The 16,619-nt window shown below is 63.4% G+C and carries 16 protein-coding genes; 9 read left to right on the top strand and 7 right to left on the bottom strand.

The features are described 5' to 3' along the window. Positions 1-364: 364 nt before the first annotated feature. Positions 365-1,285 carry an NmrA family NAD(P)-binding protein gene (locus tag ACS5PJ_RS15610; RefSeq protein ID WP_439435882.1) on the bottom strand — a complete coding sequence of 307 codons (921 nt, stop codon included), beginning with the start codon at positions 1,283-1,285 and terminating at the stop codon, positions 365-367. A 573-nt stretch (positions 1,286-1,858) separates the two neighbouring features. On the opposite strand from ACS5PJ_RS15610, the gene ACS5PJ_RS15605 reads away from it, so the two are divergent. From ACS5PJ_RS15605 to ACS5PJ_RS15590, 4 genes are all read left to right on the top strand, one after another. Beyond that, positions 1,859-2,449, top strand: coding sequence for a molybdopterin-dependent oxidoreductase (locus ACS5PJ_RS15605; RefSeq protein WP_439435881.1), 591 nt, complete (start codon positions 1,859-1,861; stop codon positions 2,447-2,449). A 10-nt stretch (positions 2,450-2,459) separates the two neighbouring features. Continuing rightward, on the top strand, positions 2,460-3,197 hold the full coding sequence (locus ACS5PJ_RS15600) for a ferredoxin reductase (protein WP_439435778.1): 738 nt from the start codon (positions 2,460-2,462) through the stop codon (positions 3,195-3,197). Further along, positions 3,194-3,526, top strand: a complete 333-nt coding sequence (locus tag ACS5PJ_RS15595; RefSeq protein ID WP_439435777.1) for a DUF6510 family protein — start codon at positions 3,194-3,196, stop codon at positions 3,524-3,526. Before ACS5PJ_RS15600 ends, ACS5PJ_RS15595 begins: the two co-directional genes overlap by 4 nt. A gap of 100 nt (positions 3,527-3,626) precedes the next feature. Further along, the gene (locus tag ACS5PJ_RS15590; RefSeq protein WP_439435776.1) at positions 3,627-5,111 is read left to right on the top strand and encodes an MGDG synthase family glycosyltransferase; all 1,485 of its coding nucleotides are present in this window, start codon (positions 3,627-3,629) and stop codon (positions 5,109-5,111) included. Positions 5,112-5,432: 321 nt separating this feature from the next. On the opposite strand, the gene ACS5PJ_RS15585 is transcribed toward ACS5PJ_RS15590, so the two are convergent. The 4 genes from ACS5PJ_RS15585 to ACS5PJ_RS15570 all read right to left on the bottom strand — a co-directional run bounded on the left by ACS5PJ_RS15585 (position 5,433) and on the right by ACS5PJ_RS15570 (position 8,581). Continuing rightward, positions 5,433-6,200 carry an SCO1664 family protein gene (locus ACS5PJ_RS15585; protein WP_439435775.1) on the bottom strand — a complete coding sequence of 256 codons (768 nt, stop codon included), beginning with the start codon at positions 6,198-6,200 and terminating at the stop codon, positions 5,433-5,435. Further along, positions 6,200-6,754: a DUF3090 domain-containing protein gene (locus tag ACS5PJ_RS15580; protein WP_439435774.1), complete on the bottom strand. Its 555-nt coding sequence runs from the start codon at positions 6,752-6,754 to the stop codon at positions 6,200-6,202. Before ACS5PJ_RS15580 ends, ACS5PJ_RS15585 begins: the two co-directional genes overlap by 1 nt. 24 nt (positions 6,755-6,778) lie before the next feature. Beyond that, positions 6,779-7,471 (bottom strand): histidine phosphatase family protein, encoded by a 693-nt coding sequence (locus ACS5PJ_RS15575; protein ID WP_439435773.1) that lies wholly within the window; start codon positions 7,469-7,471, stop codon positions 6,779-6,781. Positions 7,472-7,645: 174 nt separating this feature from the next. Then, entirely contained in the window at positions 7,646-8,581 is a 936-nt protein-coding gene (locus ACS5PJ_RS15570; RefSeq protein WP_439435772.1) for a LysR family transcriptional regulator, read from the bottom strand. 115 nt (positions 8,582-8,696) lie between these two features. On the opposite strand from ACS5PJ_RS15570, the gene ACS5PJ_RS15565 reads away from it, so the two are divergent. From ACS5PJ_RS15565 to ACS5PJ_RS15555, 3 genes are all read left to right on the top strand, one after another. Continuing rightward, positions 8,697-9,740, top strand: a complete 1,044-nt coding sequence (locus ACS5PJ_RS15565; RefSeq protein ID WP_439435771.1) for an MBL fold metallo-hydrolase — start codon at positions 8,697-8,699, stop codon at positions 9,738-9,740. A gap of 42 nt (positions 9,741-9,782) precedes the next feature. Continuing rightward, positions 9,783-11,138: an MFS transporter gene (locus tag ACS5PJ_RS15560; protein WP_439435770.1), complete on the top strand. Its 1,356-nt coding sequence runs from the start codon at positions 9,783-9,785 to the stop codon at positions 11,136-11,138. A 767-nt stretch (positions 11,139-11,905) separates the two neighbouring features. Further along, a complete protein-coding gene (locus tag ACS5PJ_RS15555) occupies positions 11,906-12,937 on the top strand; it encodes an NADPH:quinone reductase (RefSeq protein WP_439435769.1) in 1,032 nt (343 codons plus the stop codon). A 107-nt stretch (positions 12,938-13,044) separates the two neighbouring features. Here the strand turns inward: ACS5PJ_RS15555 and ACS5PJ_RS15550 are convergent, their stop codons facing one another. Then, entirely contained in the window at positions 13,045-13,344 is a 300-nt protein-coding gene (locus ACS5PJ_RS15550; protein WP_439435768.1) for a hypothetical protein, read from the bottom strand. A 45-nt stretch (positions 13,345-13,389) separates the two neighbouring features. Continuing rightward, complete coding sequence (locus ACS5PJ_RS15545) at positions 13,390-14,253, bottom strand: sugar phosphate isomerase/epimerase family protein (RefSeq protein ID WP_439435767.1); 864 nt, start codon at positions 14,251-14,253, stop codon at positions 13,390-13,392. 245 nt (positions 14,254-14,498) lie between these two features. Between ACS5PJ_RS15545 and ACS5PJ_RS15540 the strand changes: the two genes are divergently transcribed. Together ACS5PJ_RS15540 and ACS5PJ_RS15535 are read left to right on the top strand one after the other, a co-directional pair. Next, positions 14,499-15,488 (top strand): substrate-binding domain-containing protein, encoded by a 990-nt coding sequence (locus ACS5PJ_RS15540; RefSeq protein WP_439435766.1) that lies wholly within the window; start codon positions 14,499-14,501, stop codon positions 15,486-15,488. 71 nt (positions 15,489-15,559) lie between these two features. Then, positions 15,560-16,609, top strand: coding sequence for an ABC transporter permease (locus tag ACS5PJ_RS15535; protein WP_439435765.1), 1,050 nt, complete (start codon positions 15,560-15,562; stop codon positions 16,607-16,609). Positions 16,610-16,619: the final 10 nt, after the last annotated feature.

Below are 16,619 nucleotides of genomic sequence, written 5' to 3'. Positions count from 1 at the left end.
GAGTCATGCTGCAGATCCTGATGTGCAAGTTAAATATTCGGCACGAATGGCATGTCGAACACGCCGAAGACGGCAGTGTCTACAAACGCTGTCGACGCTGCGGCAAGGACGATGATGAACGCACCAGAGGAGGGGGCAACTTCGGTCACTGGGCGGGAGGGTGAAACGAGGCAAGCATCTGAGTCTGATCGGCGCTCAGTCTGCCTGCTCGGTGTACGCCGCGGTACCTCGCCAGACTCCTCCCAGCCTAACTTCGCGCTTCAGCGGCTTGATAAGCCCAATGAGCTCCAGGTAGTGGACAAAGTCAAGCATGCCTCGTGTGAACTTCGCCGATCCTTTGACTGCCTACCCTAAGGGCACTGGATCAGTGATCGTCCGTTGTCTCCTTCAGGTGCACTTCGAGGACATCGCGGACGGAGGTCCACTCGTGTGGGCCGTAGCGGTCGTTGTTGACGTGATGGAGCTCGGCCTCGCCGCTGAACATGCTGACGAAGTACTGCATGCCCTGCCATGCGGGGAATGCCTGGTCTTTGTCCTTCGACAGGTGCCGGCCAATCCTGCCCATGGTCGCTAAAGTGCCGGTAGTGCCGGCCCATTGCAGGGAGAAAGGTGTCCCCGTGAGTTCGGTCATGGTCCCGGCGATACTGCGCGCAGTAACGCGATCGCCGGCTATCTCGACGACGCGGGGTGCGTCCTCATCGAGGGCTACTAGCGCGACGATGCGTGCGACGTCGTCCTTGGTCGTGAAGTCGAGAATCTGGTCCGGTGAGGACCAGAACAGGACCCGGTGACGCTTAAACAAAATCATGGGCGCCTGCCCGGTGAGCATGTCAGCGAACGCCCCGTTCAGCACGGAAGTCACGCGAATGGGGGCAGCGTCGAGTTCGGCGGCGAGCTCGCGACGGAGCTCGAAGTTGCGGTTGCTGCCGGGGGTGATCCGCCGGTAATCCGCAGAGTAGTCCGACGGGATGAACCGTGCCACCCCTGCTTCGACGGCGGCCGCGAGAAGCGCCCTCTGCGCCTCGACGATGACCGGCCGCGCACCGCTGACCGACGAAATGACGGTGTCAACGCCGGACAGTGCTGAGGCGAGACCGGCCCGGTCTGTGTAGGCAACCTCGTGGACTTCCATGCGATCGTCCCTACCGTAGATGCCATCGGCCGTCCCGCTGCCGGGGCGTGTCAGGACCCGGACGAGCGTGTCGCGGTGGAGAAGTTCGCGAACGACGCGGCGGCCGAGGTCACCGGTGGCTCCGGCGACGAGGACGGTGGTGGTAGTGATGATGTGCTCTTCTCTGTAGGGTCTGTCGGTGCGGCGCCTGCGGGAAAATCGGTGGGAGCGCCACAGGTTGCCCGAATACAGGAGCGAACTCGCACAGCAATACCCGCAGCCGCCCCGGGAGGCCCAGGCCGACGCCGTTCGAGTCTGGCCCTCACGCAGAAATAGTACTTGGCGCCGGGAAGATGGCTGGCCTTTAACTTCAAAGAAGCTCAGCGGTTGGGTGCCGAAATGAAACCGGTGGCTTTCGCTGAGCGGTGGTTGACGGAATCTACGCTCGGGCTGCGGAACTCGTGCTGCTGGACTGCGTTATCCAGACCGATTACGGGCAATTCGACCTCGTATGGGGTAACCAATGAGGATTTTCTCCAACTCTGGGCGGTGGCAGCATCCATCTTCACGGTGGAGCGTAGAACCATTTCCCACTGCCCGCCTACAGCTTGTTCCTTTCACCACGTTCTGGTTTTGCGTGGCGTTCTCGATGAGACCTGTGATGGCTAGACCACGTCCAAACGTTGTCCTATCGTTGGGGCATCAAGGGTTGCTGACAGCGGTGAGGCTCCACCGCGGAGGTGCATGATGGGTATTGTTTCTTCCGGTTTCCGTGGACGCCGGTCCGAGAATCCCGCACTGCCTCCCGGGCAGCATGAAACGCAGGATTTTCCTGTGCTTACGGCTGGGCCTGCTCCGCTTATTCCCGTCGGCGAATGGGAGTTTTTCATCGTCGTGGAGACCGGCCGGCGGCTCTCGTGGTCCTGGAAAGAATTCATGGCCTTGCCGCAGGAAGAAATCACCACGGACATTCATTGCGTGACCAGCTGGTCAAAACTGGGAACTGGGTGGCGTGGGGTTTCATTGGACACGCTCTTCGAAGACGTGGAAACCACATGCGACTTCGCCACAGCCCATTCCTTCGGCGGCTACACGACCAACGTTCCGCTGTGGGACCTCCTGGGTGGCAAGGCCTGGGTGGTCTGGCAGTTCGATGGGGAACCTCTTGAACGGGCCCATGGCGGCCCGGCACGGCTTTTGGTGCCGCAGTTGTATTTCTGGAAAAGCGCCAAATGGGTTCACGGCCTGGAACTGACAGCGGAAGACCTTCCCGGTTTCTGGGAATCGAATGGCTACCATCTTCACGGCAACCCGTGGCGCGAGGAGCGGTACTCATGAGGCACGTTCCGTGAGCACACAATGGCAGGTCGCCGAAGTGGTAGGCGGAGTCCCGGAAAATGCCACAGCCCGGACCATCAGGCTGCGCGTGGATGGCTTGATTGGACACTTGGCTGGCCAGCACATCGACATCCGCCTCACCGCCGAGGACGGGTACACTGCGATCCGCTCTTACTCACTGGCATCCGCGAGTGTGGATGAGCTTCTGGAAATCACCGTTGACGAGCTTCCCGACGGCGAAGTGTCACCTTATCTGGTCCGGGACCTGGCAGTCGGGGACAGGCTGGAAATCCGCGGGCCCGTGGGCGGTTGGTTTGTCTGGCGGCCCGGTAATGCGAATAGGGTACAGCTGATCGGGGGAGGGTCAGGTGTGGTGCCGCTGATGTCGATGATCCGCGCCCATCAGGCTTCCACCAACGAGTCCCATTTCAGATTGCTCTATTCCCTCAAGTCACCGGAGACTTCGCTTTACAGCGAGGAGCTGTCTCGGTTGGACCGGGAATCGGACAAGCTGATGGTCGACTATGTTTATACGCGCTCGACGCCGGAGGGCTGGCCGGTCAAGCCGGAGCGCCTTACATCGGACTCACTTCTGCGCAAGATCTTCCCGGCTGAGGAGAATCCGGATGTGTTCATTTGCGGTCAAACGGTTTTCGTGGAGACCGTTGCGGACTGGCTGGTGATGGCCGGCTATCCGGTGGAGTCCATAAAGACCGAACGGTTTGGCGGGACGGGAGGTATGCAGTGAACGGCGCGGACGATTTCGTTGTCCCTGACTCGGATGATCAAGATATTGCAGCATCGCCCCATGATCCGATTCCGTATCTGGACGGTAACGCAACGGCCGGCGCGCTGTCGGAAGTGTTCCGAATTGACATCATCGCGGCGCTGGGGCGCTGCAGGCATTGCGGTGCGGTCAGGGCTTTTGGCGAGACCATGGTGTTCGCTGACGCGCCCGGCATTGTGGTGCGGTGCCGAAGCTGCCAGGGTGTGCTGCTGAGGCTGGTGGAAACACCAACCCGATATTGGTTGGATCTGAGCGGCCTCAGCTACCTGGAGATCAGCCGCGACGAGTGAGCCACGGGAACCCTTTGCTTTAACGTGTGTACAAAGCTTGTGCTGATCGAGTACAAGTTGGGGTCAGGCGGTGGTGATACGGCCAGCTAGACTCTCTTTCATGCGCAGAACGTCGGCACGAGGCCCCGACGCCGCTGGGAGGGAGCGCGTACTTATCCTGTCAGCAGGGGTAGGAGCGGGGCACAACAGCGCCGCGGCGGCGGTGCAGCATGCGTGTGCCGCGCGCGCCGACATTGACGAGGTGCAGGTGCTGGACGTGCTGCAGGTGAGCAGCGTGCTCTACCGCACACTGCTTGACAAGGGTTACTTCGTCCTGGTCGAGGACTTGCCGTGGCTGGTCGAGTGGGGCTACGACATCAACGACCGTCCGTTCCGGCGCAGGGTCCCAGTAGACCCCTGGACACGGGTGAACGCTCTTCCGGTCATCGATGCGATCAAGCGATTCCGGCCGACCGCGATCGTGTGCACGCACTTCCTGCCAGCCCAACTGCTGGCGTCGCTGCTCCTTCGCGGCGTGATTGACGCGAGGACCGCCGTCGTCATGACGGACTACGACTTTCAGGGTCTATGGCTTACGGGCGCGTTCCACACGTTTTTCCTGGCCAGGGAGGAAGCGAAGGTGGAGCTGATGGCGCTGGGTTTGCCCCCTGACCGAGTGGCGGCCACGGGCATCCCCATCGCCACCCAGCCGAATGCAGCGCCTGCGCGCGATGCAAACGAGCCCCCGATGCTGCTGATCTCGGCGGGCGCGTCTGGCGGCGACTATGCCGTCTCGGTCGTGCGGCAGACGATGCACATGCGCTCGTCCTTCACGGCCACGGTCGTGTGCGGACGCAACAATGCGCTGCGGAAGCGTATCGAGCAGCTGGTGGCGCCCGCTGGCGACCGCTACCGCGTGCTTGGCTTCACGGCGGAGATGCCGCAGCTGCTGCACCGCGCCGACCTGTTTGTGGGCAAGCCGGGCGGGCTGGCGGCATCGGAGTGCATGGCTGCAGGGCTGCCCATGGTGCTTGTGAACCCCATCCCGGGGCAGGAGGTCCGCAACGGCGATTACCTGATGGAGCAGGGGGCGGCGGTCCGCTGCAACACTCCAGCTACGATCGGCTGGAAGATCGACGAGGTGCTGCGGGAGCCGGGCCGCCTGCAGCGGATGCAGGCGGCGGCGCGGAGAACCGGCCGCCCCAACGCTGCGGCAGACGTGTTGACTGGGCTGCTGGACGGGCCGTCCCGTCCCCTGGTGGTGACACGCGCAGCGCAGAAGACAATCCTCGCCGAGAGCGAGCGGCGCGTCGTTGCGACCGACCTGACGGGACCCTCCTCGCTGGTCCGCGTGGTCGACTCGGCTGCGGGTAGCACGGTCGCGCTGCTGCGGGCCGAGGAGCTGGAAGATCTGCAGAAGCGGTACGCCACCCCGAACGGGGGTCTGGTACTGCGGCGCGGAAGCGCGCTCATGTCGCCCGGGTGGGAGGAGCGGCGGCTGCTCCGCGCCATTCTTCGGGGGGACGAGGAGCTGCCCGTCCGCGTCGAGGGGCCCTCGCCACCCCCTCACGTCCTTCCCACGGGACCGGCGGGACAAGACCCATGACGACGGCAGGCGGGCCTGCCGTCAGGGACGCCTCCCTCGTCGATCGCTTCCTTCACGTCGCCGCAACCGCGGTGCATGTGCAGTCGATCGGCTGGCAGCCGTGGATATCCTCGGTCACATCTATCGGGCAAGGGCTAGGTTTGGAAGCATAACTGGGTAAAAAGTTGCCGTGAACAAATTCGGTGCCCGGGCACTGTGACGCAGGAGTTGGACCTATGGGCGTGCCCTCCGGTCGGTGCTTGGAAAGCTTGTTTGCAGGGGCTGGCCTGGCACTGGCGGCAATCTGTGACACAGCCTGCGAAGCCCGTAGTCGCAATTCCCTTAGAACAGCGGCCAGGGCACCGCTGACATCTCACCGCTCGGAGCCGGAAACCGCTCACTCAAGCGCAACCGGTCGCAGCGCACGGCGAGCGATCCGATTTCTTCGGCGCTGAGCAACTCCGCCAGGTCTCGGCCCAGCCCACCGTTCAGTCCTTCGCTGACACGATCGATGCCCTCAAGTTCCTCGACGGTCAGAGCGTCTCCCAGCCACCCCCACAGCACCGAACGCAGCTTGTGGTCACGGTGAAAGGTGAGCCCATGGTCCACGCCGTGCCGGTGTCCGTCCGTCATGGCAAGAATGTGGTCGCCTTTGCGGTCGGCGTTGTTGACGACGACGTCGAACACGGCCATGCGTCTGAGCGCTGGCGTGTCTTCGTGAATGAGGGCGACCATTTGTCCGCTCTCATCCTGACCCTCGAGGACGTGTTTCCAACCGACCTCCGGCACATGGTCCGTCGCGACCAGGTTCACGGCGCTTTGGGCGGGGTCTTGCTCCTGCCACAGCTGCACCATCCCTTCGCCGAAAGGACCATCGCGCAGCCAGGTGTGCGGCACGACGTTCCAGCCGAAGACCTGCGAGACCTGGTAGGCGGCCACCTCCCGGAGAGCCAGAGTGCCGCGGGGAAAATCCCACAGCGGACTTTCGCCTGCTATCGGCTTATAGACGACCGCCACGTCGCCGATGCTGCCCAGAAATGTAGCGTTAGAAGCCGTCGTGATCCGGCCGGTGAGCGTCAGCTCGGCGGTCACTAGGTCCGTCGCCGGCATCAGACCTCGGGAAGGGTGCAGATGTGCCCGTCTGCGTCGATGGGGAAACCGCAGAGCGAGCACGTCGGGCGCCCGGCGCCCACGATCTCAAGGGTGCGCCTGGAGAATGCGCGGGCGGTGCCGACCGGCATTCGCACCAGCAGCATTTCGGTCGCGTTGGCACCGTCCTCATCAAGCGGTTCGTCGTCGTCATCAGCATCGACATCGGTGATGGGGTAAGCCTCTATGACGACCTGGGCTGTGGTTGGGTCCCAACCTAAGCTCATGGCGCCGGCGCGGAACTGCTCCTGAACGGCCTCGAGCGGGTCATTGTCGACAAGTTCAATAGGAGTACTCGTGGGAATGCTGTGGGGGTTGCCCTCGACGGTGATGAGCTGGTCGAGAATTTCGTCGATCTTCTCCGCAAGCAGAGCCGACTGCTGTTTCTCCAGGGCAATACTCACAAGCTGCGTCCCTGCGCGCACCTGCAGGTAGAACGTGCGCGCCCCCGGAAGGCCAATGGTGCCAACGACGACCCGATCGGGCCAGGCAAACTCGTGAACTCGTGTAGGCATGTCAGTATTTTAGGCACATGAGGCTCATGGCGCCTTTTGCCCTGCACCGCCGCCCACCGGCGCATCGCCAGCGTGGGTGCCGTTCGACAGCCACGTCAGATCACCCGCGTTGGTATTGGTGGCGTAGACGCTGGGCCGACTAGCGCCGTAGCGCACGATCGATACGGAGGCGGGGTCCACGTTAATACGCTGGAACAGGTCAAGGTGCATACCGAGCGCGTCGGCGAGGATTGACTTGATGATGTCGCCGTGGCTTACCGCCACCCACACGGCCCCTGGCCCGTACTCGGCTTCGAATGCTGCGTCGTGGCGTCGAACCGCTGCCACCGACCGGGCCTGCATCGCGGCCATGGATTCACCGCCCGGAAAGACGACGGCGGAGGGTTGCGACTGCACAACCGGCCACAAATCCTCGGTCGCGAGATCACTGAGTGTGCGGCCTTGCCACTGGCCGTAATCGCACTCGGTGAGATCGGGATCGACCTGGGCGTTCAGCGTGCCAGCCTGGCGATCGAGGATGAGCCGGGCGGTTTGCTGACACCGCTCAAGAGGGCTCGACACCACTCCGACTACGGGCACGGCCGCGAGCCGGTCTCCGGTCAGAGCCGCCTGGTCGCGCCCGATCTGGTCAAGGCTAATGCCGGCGGCCCGGCCGGCCAGCAGTCCAGTGGCATTGGCTGTGGTGCGGCCGTGCCGCACGAGAATAACTGTCGCCATCCACCCAGCCTAACCACCCGCTCGATGGGTGTGTTAACAGTGCCGGGTCGCGTCAATGAGGCAGACAAAGCAAGTGGCCCCCAGGAGCCGGGAGATGTCGAGGGTGTCTTTGTCGCGTTCGGCGGCGACCCATGTAGCGTTGTCGGGGACGAAGGCTGTGGCGTGTTTTCGTGGTCAAGGACGGTGGTCCTCGTTGGAGTATTGGTTCGTGATAGCCTGCCCGGTCTCGCGGAGGAAGTCGATGGCCGCCCGAACCCGCCGGGGCGCGGGCTGGCCTGCGGGGCGCAGGGCCACGATCGCATTCTCCGCAGTCCGGTCCGCCACGGGGATGAAAACCACTTTCCCGCCCTCGTACGTGGTGCCGGTCGAGGGCGGACTGTTCATGAAGGAGTAGCCGAGCCCGCGCGCCACCATTGCGCGGATTGTTTCCATGTTGCTGCTCGTCCAGCGCATGCGGGGCTCCACCCCGGCCGCCTGCATCATCGCGGTCAACCGCTCTACCGTCGGTGGTACATCCAGTAAAATCGCCGGCTCATGGGCGATCTCCGCGAGATGTATCGACGTTCTCCCGGCCAGTTCGTGGTGTGCGGACAGCACCACGTGCAGGCGTACCGTGGCGATGCGTGCGCGCTCGAGGTCGTCGTCGGCCTGCTGCTCGTACACCAGCGCAACGTCGAGTCTTCCGTTCCGCACATCCTCCTGAAGGGCCGACGGCGCTCCCTCACGGAAGCCGACGTCCACCAGCGGGTGATTGGACACGAAATGATCCACCAGCCCCGGCATCAGGCGCGGTGACAGTGTGTGAGCGCATCCGATCTGTAACGGCCCACGCATCTCGACCATGCTCTCGGCAATGGCATCGGAAGCCTCCGCGACACGTTCGAGGATGGCGCGGGCGTGGGCAGCAAACGTTATGCCCGCCGGCGTGGGGACGACCTTCTTGGAGCGTGTGCGGATCAGCAGGTCAGCGCCCACTGCCTTCTCCAATTGGCCCACCGCCATGGACGCGGCGGCCTGGGAGATGTGGCAGGAGATTGCGGCGGCCGTGACAGAACCGTGGTCAATCACGGAGACGTAATACTGCAGCTGGCGGAGGGTGATTTCTGACATAAGTTTCCTTGATGATCGTCATCGGATCAATTGACTATTCAGATTATGTGGGCTGGGCCACACTTGAACAAGTCAGCCAACAGGTCCCCACGGACCGAACGCGCGAAGGAGCACGATGACCCCCGCATCCCCACCCGACCTCCGTCCCCGTATCATCACCCTCGGCACCGCAGGCGGCCCGCGCTGGTGGAAACCGGGATCGCCCCGCACAGGAATTTCGACGGCCGTCGTCGTAGGCGAAAACTTTTACCTCGTCGACTGCGGCCACGGTGTCGGGCGGCGCCTCAATGAGTCGGGCCTTGAAATGCGAAACCTCCGCGGCATCTTCCTCACCCACCTCCACTCTGACCACACCGTGGATTTGGCGAGCCTGGCCATCTTTGGCCTGTACGAGCTGGGTGACCGCCGGGGTGACCCCGTGCGGATTATCGGCCCCGGGGACCGGGGAAAACTGCCGCCCGTCTCGCCCCGCGCCGTCGAGCCGCCACAGCCGCTCGCCCCCGAATGCCCGACGCCGGGCACCGCGAAGATGTTCGAACTGCTGATGAAGGCCCACGCAACGGACCTGAACGACAGGATCATCGACAGCCTGCGCCCCAGCCCGTTCGAGCTCTTCAAGGCCTCCGACATTGAGCTGCCGGAAGGCCTCGGCTACGACGCGAACGAGAATCCGACGCCGGAGATGGAGCCGTTCGTGATCTTCCGCGACGACGTTGTCACCGTTTCTGCGATTCTGGTCAAACACCCGCCGGTGGCACCGGCGTTCGGACTGCGTTTTGACACCGCGGAGGGCTCGGTCACTTTCTCCGGGGACACCGCATACACGCCCAACATGGTCCGGCTGGCGCGCGGCACCGACCTGCTCCTGCACGAGGCCATCGACTTCGGTTTCATCGAGGCCATGTACGCCCACAAGACCGACGAAGGATCCCGGGCTGCCCGCGACCACCACTACAAGTCGCACACCAGCGTCATTGATGCTGCACGGGTAGCCAGGGAAGCCGGGGCGCGGCAGCTGGCGCTGCATCACCTGGTGCCTGGAACCGCCCCCGATGCGGTGTGGCGGGAAGCAGAACTGCATTACGACGGCATCTTCCACGTGCCGGACGATCTCGATGTCATCGAGCTGCGCCCCGCCGTGGACCGCGTCCACGCCTAGACGTATTCAAACCCCAGTCGTCTACTGATTCAAGGAGGAATCATGACCCGAAACACTCACCTGGACTCACTACCCACGGGCCCCACAGCAGAAACCGAATCACCGGTACCCCATCTGCAGGAATCGCTGAAGACCGTCGAAATGAAGCGGATCCTCGCTTCCAGCTTCGTGGGCAGTGCCATCGAGTACTACGACTTTATTCTCTACGCGACAGCCGCCTCCATCGTCTTCAACAAGGTGTTCTTCGCTAACCAGGATCCGGCGGTGGCGATTTTCGCCTCGTTCGCGACACTGGCCGTCGGCTATGTCGCCCGGCCGCTGGGCGGCATCGTCTTCGGGCACTTCGGGGACCGGATCGGCCGCAAGAAGATGCTGGTGCTGTCCATGATGATGATGGGCGTGGCAACCATGCTCATCGGCATGCTGCCCACCACGGCGCAGATCGGCGTCGCCGCGCCGGTGATCCTGGTGGTCCTGCGCGTGATCCAGGGCATTGCCGTCGGCGGGGAGTGGGGCGGTGCCGCGCTCATGGCACTTGAACATGCACCCAAGAAGCAGCGCGGCTTCGCGACCTCGTTCGCCAACGCGGGCGGACCGGCCGGCGCGCTCCTGGCCACGCTCGTGGTTTCGGCGGTTTCCGCCGCCACAGGCGACAATTTCCTCGTCTGGGGTTGGCGGATCCCGTTCCTGCTCAGCGCGGCACTCATCGTCATAGGTCTTGTCATCCGGCTGAAGGTAACGGAGACCCCGCTCTTCCGGCAGTTGGAGCAGGCGAGCGAAAAGAGGAAGATCCCCCTCCTGGAGGTGTTCCGCCACCACCGCCGGGCCGTCTTTCTGGCCCTCATAGCGACAATGAGCTTCTACTGCTGCCAGGGACTGCTGACCGTCTGGGGCGTCTCGATCGCCGTAGAGGCCGGAGCGGACCGCACCGGAGTCCTGAACTGGAAGGCCGTTGGAGCCGTCCTCACCCTGATCGTCACCTTATGGGCGGCCCGGATGAGCGACCGCGTGGGCCGCCGGCGCATGCTGATCATCGGCGGCGTGCTGGGCGTCGTGCTCGCCTATCCACTGCTTGTACTGCTCAACAACGGAACGCTCTGGGGATTCGCTGTGGCGCTGATCGTAGGCCAAGGCATCATCCAGGGTCTCCTGTACGGACCGATCGGGGCGTTCGTCGCCGAACAGTTCCCAACCAACGTCCGCTACACCGGCGCGTCACTCGCGTACCAGGGCGCCTCAACCCTCGGCGCCGGGTTCACCCCGATGATCGCCACCGGGCTCCTGATCCTGGGCGGTGGCAGCATCGTTCTGGTCGCCGTGTTCTGGGCGGCCGTCATGCTGGCCGGAACCGTGGCAGTGCTGGTCACCAAGGAAAGCTCGCGGACGGAACTCTCTTAGAGGTCCGCCACCTCACGACCGGCGGTTCGGAAGACGCCGGGATGTGAGACTCAATCGTCGATGGGGAAGGCCTGCGGGAGACACCGCGGGTCTTTCCCAGGGTTCCACAACACTCGAGAGGCGGTTATTGTATGGCCGAGGAACCGGAACGCGGACGGCTGGCGGGCAGAGCGCTACCGCCCAGCTGCCGTATCGTCTGTCCACCGTTTCAGTCCACAGACTGTGCGTGGAGCTCTGCGCGGAGGCACCAGCAATCCAATCACTGTCGGTGCGCCTGATGAATCTCGCCCGAGTGGGCACACAAATCTCCTGTAGATCCGGGCGCGACCCGCGTAGAATTGACCGGCGGCGCGGTGTTGGACACCTTGCCGATGGGGACCGTCCACCGCCCCAAGACAGCAGCACGCACTTCTGAGCACCCGTTAACCAGAAGGGAAAACGAACCGGAGCCGGGCGGCAAGTGGAAACGAGACGGGTCGCGCTCAGCGCGGACGCGGAGTGCCGAGGAGCACGAGAAACAAAACGGATCAGATCCTTGGATATGGCCTTCGGCGAGAAACGATCCTGCGGCTTGAACTTGTAGCCTGCCGGCGATGGCACCTGCGGGGCCGAATTCGCATGGACCACATTGCCAACAGCCTCACTGCGTCAAATCCCTTGGATATGCGCCGGGGCGATGTGGGATTTACGGCCAGGGGACCGTCTTAGCATCTGTCCGGCAGGCGCCCGGCGGGAATTTTCGGTCGGGGCCGGCGTTAGGTCTGAGTATGAAAGCTATCGTGTACCGTGCCAGCGGCGATCCATCTGTTCTCGAGCTCATCGACCGTGGCATCCGCGATCCGGGGCCCGGGGAGGTGCGCGTGCGGATCATGGTCTCAGCGGTCAACCCCACAGACTGGAAGTCGCGCCGCGGCGCTAAACCGGGCGAGTCCTTGCCTTTCGCGGAGGTCGTGCCGAACCAGGACGGCGCCGGAGTGGTGGACGCCCTCGGACCCGGCGTCGAGGGTTTCCACGTCGGTGACAGGGTTTGGCTGGCCCTGGCCGCCTACCAGCGCGCCGACGGCGGGACAGCCCAGGAGTTCGCCGTACTGCCGGCCGAGAGGGTCTTTCCGCTGCCGGAGAACGCCGGGTTCGACGTCGGCGCAAGCCTGGGCGTTCCCGCCGTCACCGCCCATCGGGCCCTCACCATCGCCGAGGACGGCCCGCGGCGGCTGCACCCGGGAGCCTTGGACGGCAAAGTGGTTCTCGTCGCAGGAGGGGCCGGCGCCGTCGGTCATGCGGCGATCCAGCTCGCCAAGTGGGCCGGCGCCGTGGTGATCACAACCGTGAGCGGACCTGCGAAGGCCGCGCTGGCCACGGCCGCCGGCGCAGATCACGTCATCAATTACCGGGAAACCGACGCGGCCGCGGAGATCCGCCGGATCGCTCCCGACGGCGTCGACCAGATCGTGGAGGTGGCACCCGCGCAGAACGCTGAACTCGACCTGGCAGTGATCCGCAACCGTGGCTCCATCGCCGTCTACGCCAACAACGGCGGCGATCTCGTGAGCCTGGACGTGCGCAGGCATTTCAGCCTCAATGTCCGCTACCAGTTCGTGCTGCTCTACACCGTTGGCATGGCGGCGGTGCACGCCGCCGCCGAGGACATCAATGCGGCCATCGCCGACGGCGCCCTTCCTGTGGGAGAGGCCGCAGGCCTGCCGCTGCATCGCTTTGACCTGGTTGACACGGCTGCGGCCCACGCGGCGGTGGAAGAGGGCATCGTCGGCAAGGTGCTGATCGATGTGTCAGCGGGCTAGCAGATGACGCATCGGGAGCCTCTCGCGGAGGTCAGCACGCCGCAGCCAGGTGGCGGGCTCAGGGTCTGGCTCGTGGGGCCCTCGAGACTCTCGGCCGAGCGGAGGGGCTACGTTGTGGCACAGCTTGTCGACGACGAATCCTCGGCCTCGGGGGTCTGCTCACAAGGGCGGTTAAGGCCTTTCGTGATCTCATAGTGGAAGCCCGCGCGGTCATCGGTTGCCCACGCCTCATAGAACGCGGCCTTCTCGAAAAGCCTTCGGTTCTGCGCGGGAGGTCGCAGCCAGAGGATCGTGCCGTCTTCCGTCACGGCATCTACGTAGCCGTTACAGACGGTGCTGCCCTGCTGCCGGATCTCTATGCTGACTCCGGCCAATACGGTCCAATCGGTGATGCGTCTGAGGTCCACGTTCGTCACCCTTTCGGAATGGAGGGGAGTGATCGCCCCGGTTTTCTATTGCGTGGGAAAGCAGGCCAATGTTGTGGCATACGCCGCCCGCAAGGCGTCCTGCACCGGAAGCGCGCGATGTTCCTTGGATAGGATTTCCACGCCCCAAGGGCCACTGAAACCAAGGGATTTCAGGGCAACGATGAACCCGGTGACATCCTGGTCACCCTGTCCGCACAGGCGGCGGTTGTCCCGGGTGTCCTCAAAAAGGGAGCCCCTGATTTCCTCATCCGCGTCATTGAGTTCAACCCCGAAAATCTGTTCCGGCTGAAGGCTGTCGGCCAGCTCGTCCAAGGTGGTTCCGGCGCGGAAGACGTGCCAGTAATCCACCACCAGCCCGCAGTTGGCCATATCAACCTTTCGCATGAGGTCGGCCGCCGCCGGCACGCTTCCGACCATCGAAAAGGGCATGGGTTCCAGAGCAATGCGCGTGCCCCGCCGCGCGGCATCAGCCGTGAGGCGCCGGAGGGGCTCCACGAGGAAGTCGAGGTCATCCAGGGGCGTTCCGATCGACGTTCCCACTTTGATGAAACGTGCACCAAGCGTCTCGGCGGCCTCGAGGAGTAGATCGAACTTCGGCCGCCAGGCCGGGGCGAGACTCTCATCCCACCAATCGGTGAGGAGTTCAACTTCAACGTAGCGGAGACCCGCCTCGTCGATCAGGCCACGCAAGGCCTGAAAACCCAGAGTGGCACGGGCGGCGGCCAGATCGTCGTGAGCGAGCCCGAGTCCGGACCACCCGGTTGATGCGATGGCTTCGAGGCGGTCCGCGATGGGTACAGGACTGGTCTCGGGATTCTGCAGCGGCTCCGCATTGCCGGCACTCGTCCAACACGACGCTACGAGTTCGGGGGCACTGGTGGTGGTCATGGTTCTCCTTTGAAGCGACTGAGGGCCGCTGCCCGATGAAGTAAAGCGTAAAAATATGAAACCACAGATAATTGGAACGGTCTATTGACTTCAGAAAACCCTTTGTTTTAGAGTTGGACCGTTCCACAAAGCGAGATGGATCACATCCGCTCAAGATTAACGGCCTCCGCAATACGCCCCACGCAATGCCGTGGGCCCGAAGCGTTCACGACGGTCGAAATTGCGCGAATCAAAGGAGATTTCACGTGGCAAAATTCACTTGGCACCGGGGCGTTATGGCCCTCGCCGTCGTTCCGCTTCTGGCGTTGGCGGCATGTTCAAGCGGCGGAAAGACCGAAACAGGAACATCAGGGGAAGCCGGGCAGGTGGCTGACACCGCCCGGATCAAGATCGCGATGATCACTCATGCCGCAGCCGGGGACACCTTCTGGGACATCGTGCGCAAGGGCGCTGAAACTGCCGCAAAGAAGGACAACGTAGACCTGCTCTACAGCGGAGACGGGGATGCGGGCCGTCAGGCGCAGCTCGTTCAGCAGGCGATCGACCAGAAAGTGGACGGCATCGCAGTGACGCTGGCGAAACCGGATGCGTTGAAGGATGTCGTCCAGAAGGCTCTTGCGGCCGGGATTCCCGTGGTGAGCTTCAACGCCGGCGAGGACCAGTACAAAGCACTGGGGGTCATGGCTCACTTCGGGCAGAGCGATAAGCTCGCCGGCGTTGCCGTGGGCAAGCGGCTGGCTTCCGAGGGTGTCAAGCACCCGATCTGTGTCATCCAGGAGCAGGGCCACGTGGGGCTTGAGAACCGCTGCGCCGGGATCAAGGAGAACGTACCAGGCTCCGAAATCGTGTACGTCAACGGTGCTGACATGACGTCTGTGTCTTCGACTGTCACGGCCAAGCTGCAGTCGACTCCGGATGCGGACGCGATCGTCGGTCTTGGCGCTCCGTTTACGTTGACCATTGTCAAAGCCGTCAAGGAGACGGGCAGCAAGGTCAAGGTTGCGTCCTTTGATTTGAACGCCGATCTGGCCAAGGCGGTCGTGGATGGCAGCGTGGACTTCACGGTGGACCAGCAGCCTTACCTTCAGGGTTACGGCACTGTTGACGCCATCTGGGCCCAAAAAGTCGGCGGTTTCACTGTCGGTGGGGGGCAGCAGGTCTACACCGGCCCGGCCATCGTTGACAAGTCCAACGCAACGGACGTCTCCAAATTCGCGCAGGCCGGCATCCGCTAGGCCACAGGCTTACCTGGCTGCGGGAAGACCGGTCCCGGTTCTCCCGCAGCCAGACCAACTAGGAGTTTTCCATGACACAGACGTTAGCAAAGCCGAAACCGGTGGCCGAGGATGAGCGGATTGGGCGCCGGAGCCCTCTTCAAAATCTGCTGGGGCGGCCGGAAGTTGGCGCCCTGGTGGGTGCCGTTGTCCTGTTCGTTTTCTTCTCACTCGTATCTACTACCTTTATCCAGCCGAACGCCTTTGCCACCGTCCTGTATGGCAGCTCCACCATTGGAATCATGGCCGTTGGGGTGTCACTGCTGATGATCGGCGGTGAGTTTGACCTTTCCACCGGTGTTGCCGTGATCAGCTCGGCGCTGACGGCGTCGATGTTCAGCTGGTATTTCAGCGTGAATGTCTGGGTGGGTGTGGCACTGGCGCTGGTCATGTCGCTGTCCATCGGTTTCATCAATGGCTGGATCCTGATGAAGACCAAGCTGCCCAGCTTCATCGTCACGCTGGCGACCTTCCTGATGCTGACCGGCCTGAACCTGGGCCTGACCCGGCTGATCGGCGGCGGGGTCTCCTCGCCATCCATCTCCTCCATGGATGGCTACAAGTCGGCGCAGGCTGTCTTCTCCTCCTCTGTGAACATCGGTGGTGTGGACGTGAAGAACACCGTCTTCATCTGGATCGCGCTCGTCGCAGTGGCAACCTGGGTACTGATGCGGACCCGGGTGGGGAACTGGATCTTCGCCGTCGGCGGGGACGAAAACGCCGCCCGCGCCGTCGGTGTCCCGGTCAAGGCCACCAAGATCGGCCTGTTCATGGGAGTGGGCTTCTGTGGCTGGATCCTGGGCATGCACAACCTCTTCGCCTTCGACTCGGTGCAGTCCGGCGAAGGCGTGGGCAATGAATTCCTCTACATCATCGCCGCAGTGATCGGCGGCTGCCTCCTCACCGGCGGCTACGGTTCCGCGATCGGCGGCGCGATCGGCGCGTTCATCTTTGGCATGGCCAACAAGGGCATCGTCTACGCCCAATGGAACCCGGACTGGTTCAAGTTCTTCCTGGGCCTGATGCTGCTGCTGGCCACCATCGTCAACCTCATCGTCAAGCGCCGCGCGGAACTCAAGTAAGGGCCTTAAC

Origin of the sequence: Pseudarthrobacter cremeus (genome assembly GCF_051857465.1) — a bacterium.
Classification (GTDB): domain Bacteria; phylum Actinomycetota; class Actinomycetes; order Actinomycetales; family Micrococcaceae; genus Arthrobacter.
The sequence above is the reverse complement of the archived record's forward strand: the minus strand, read 5'-3'. Positions and strand labels throughout refer to the sequence as shown.

Bases quoted from the DNA above. Each gene is read 5' to 3' on its own strand.
- ACS5PJ_RS15570 (WP_439435772.1), bottom strand. From the start codon at position 8,581: ATGTCAGAAATCACCCTCCGCCAGCTGCAGTATTACGTCTCCGTGATT.
- ACS5PJ_RS15545 (WP_439435767.1), bottom strand. From the start codon at position 14,253: ATGACCACCACCAGTGCCCCCGAACTCGTAGCGTCGTGTTGGACGAGT.
- ACS5PJ_RS15585 (WP_439435775.1), bottom strand. From the start codon at position 6,200: ATGCCGGCGACGGACCTAGTGACCGCCGAGCTGACGCTCACCGGCCGG.
- ACS5PJ_RS15535 (WP_439435765.1), top strand. From the start codon at position 15,560: ATGACACAGACGTTAGCAAAGCCGAAACCGGTGGCCGAGGATGAGCGG.
- ACS5PJ_RS15580 (WP_439435774.1), bottom strand. From the start codon at position 6,754: ATGCCTACACGAGTTCACGAGTTTGCCTGGCCCGATCGGGTCGTCGTT.
- ACS5PJ_RS15590 (WP_439435776.1), top strand. From the start codon at position 3,627: ATGCGCAGAACGTCGGCACGAGGCCCCGACGCCGCTGGGAGGGAGCGC.
- ACS5PJ_RS15575 (WP_439435773.1), bottom strand. From the start codon at position 7,471: ATGGCGACAGTTATTCTCGTGCGGCACGGCCGCACCACAGCCAATGCC.
- ACS5PJ_RS15560 (WP_439435770.1), top strand. From the start codon at position 9,783: ATGACCCGAAACACTCACCTGGACTCACTACCCACGGGCCCCACAGCA.
- ACS5PJ_RS15555 (WP_439435769.1), top strand. From the start codon at position 11,906: ATGAAAGCTATCGTGTACCGTGCCAGCGGCGATCCATCTGTTCTCGAG.
- ACS5PJ_RS15605 (WP_439435881.1), top strand. From the start codon at position 1,859: ATGGGTATTGTTTCTTCCGGTTTCCGTGGACGCCGGTCCGAGAATCCC.
- ACS5PJ_RS15565 (WP_439435771.1), top strand. From the start codon at position 8,697: ATGACCCCCGCATCCCCACCCGACCTCCGTCCCCGTATCATCACCCTC.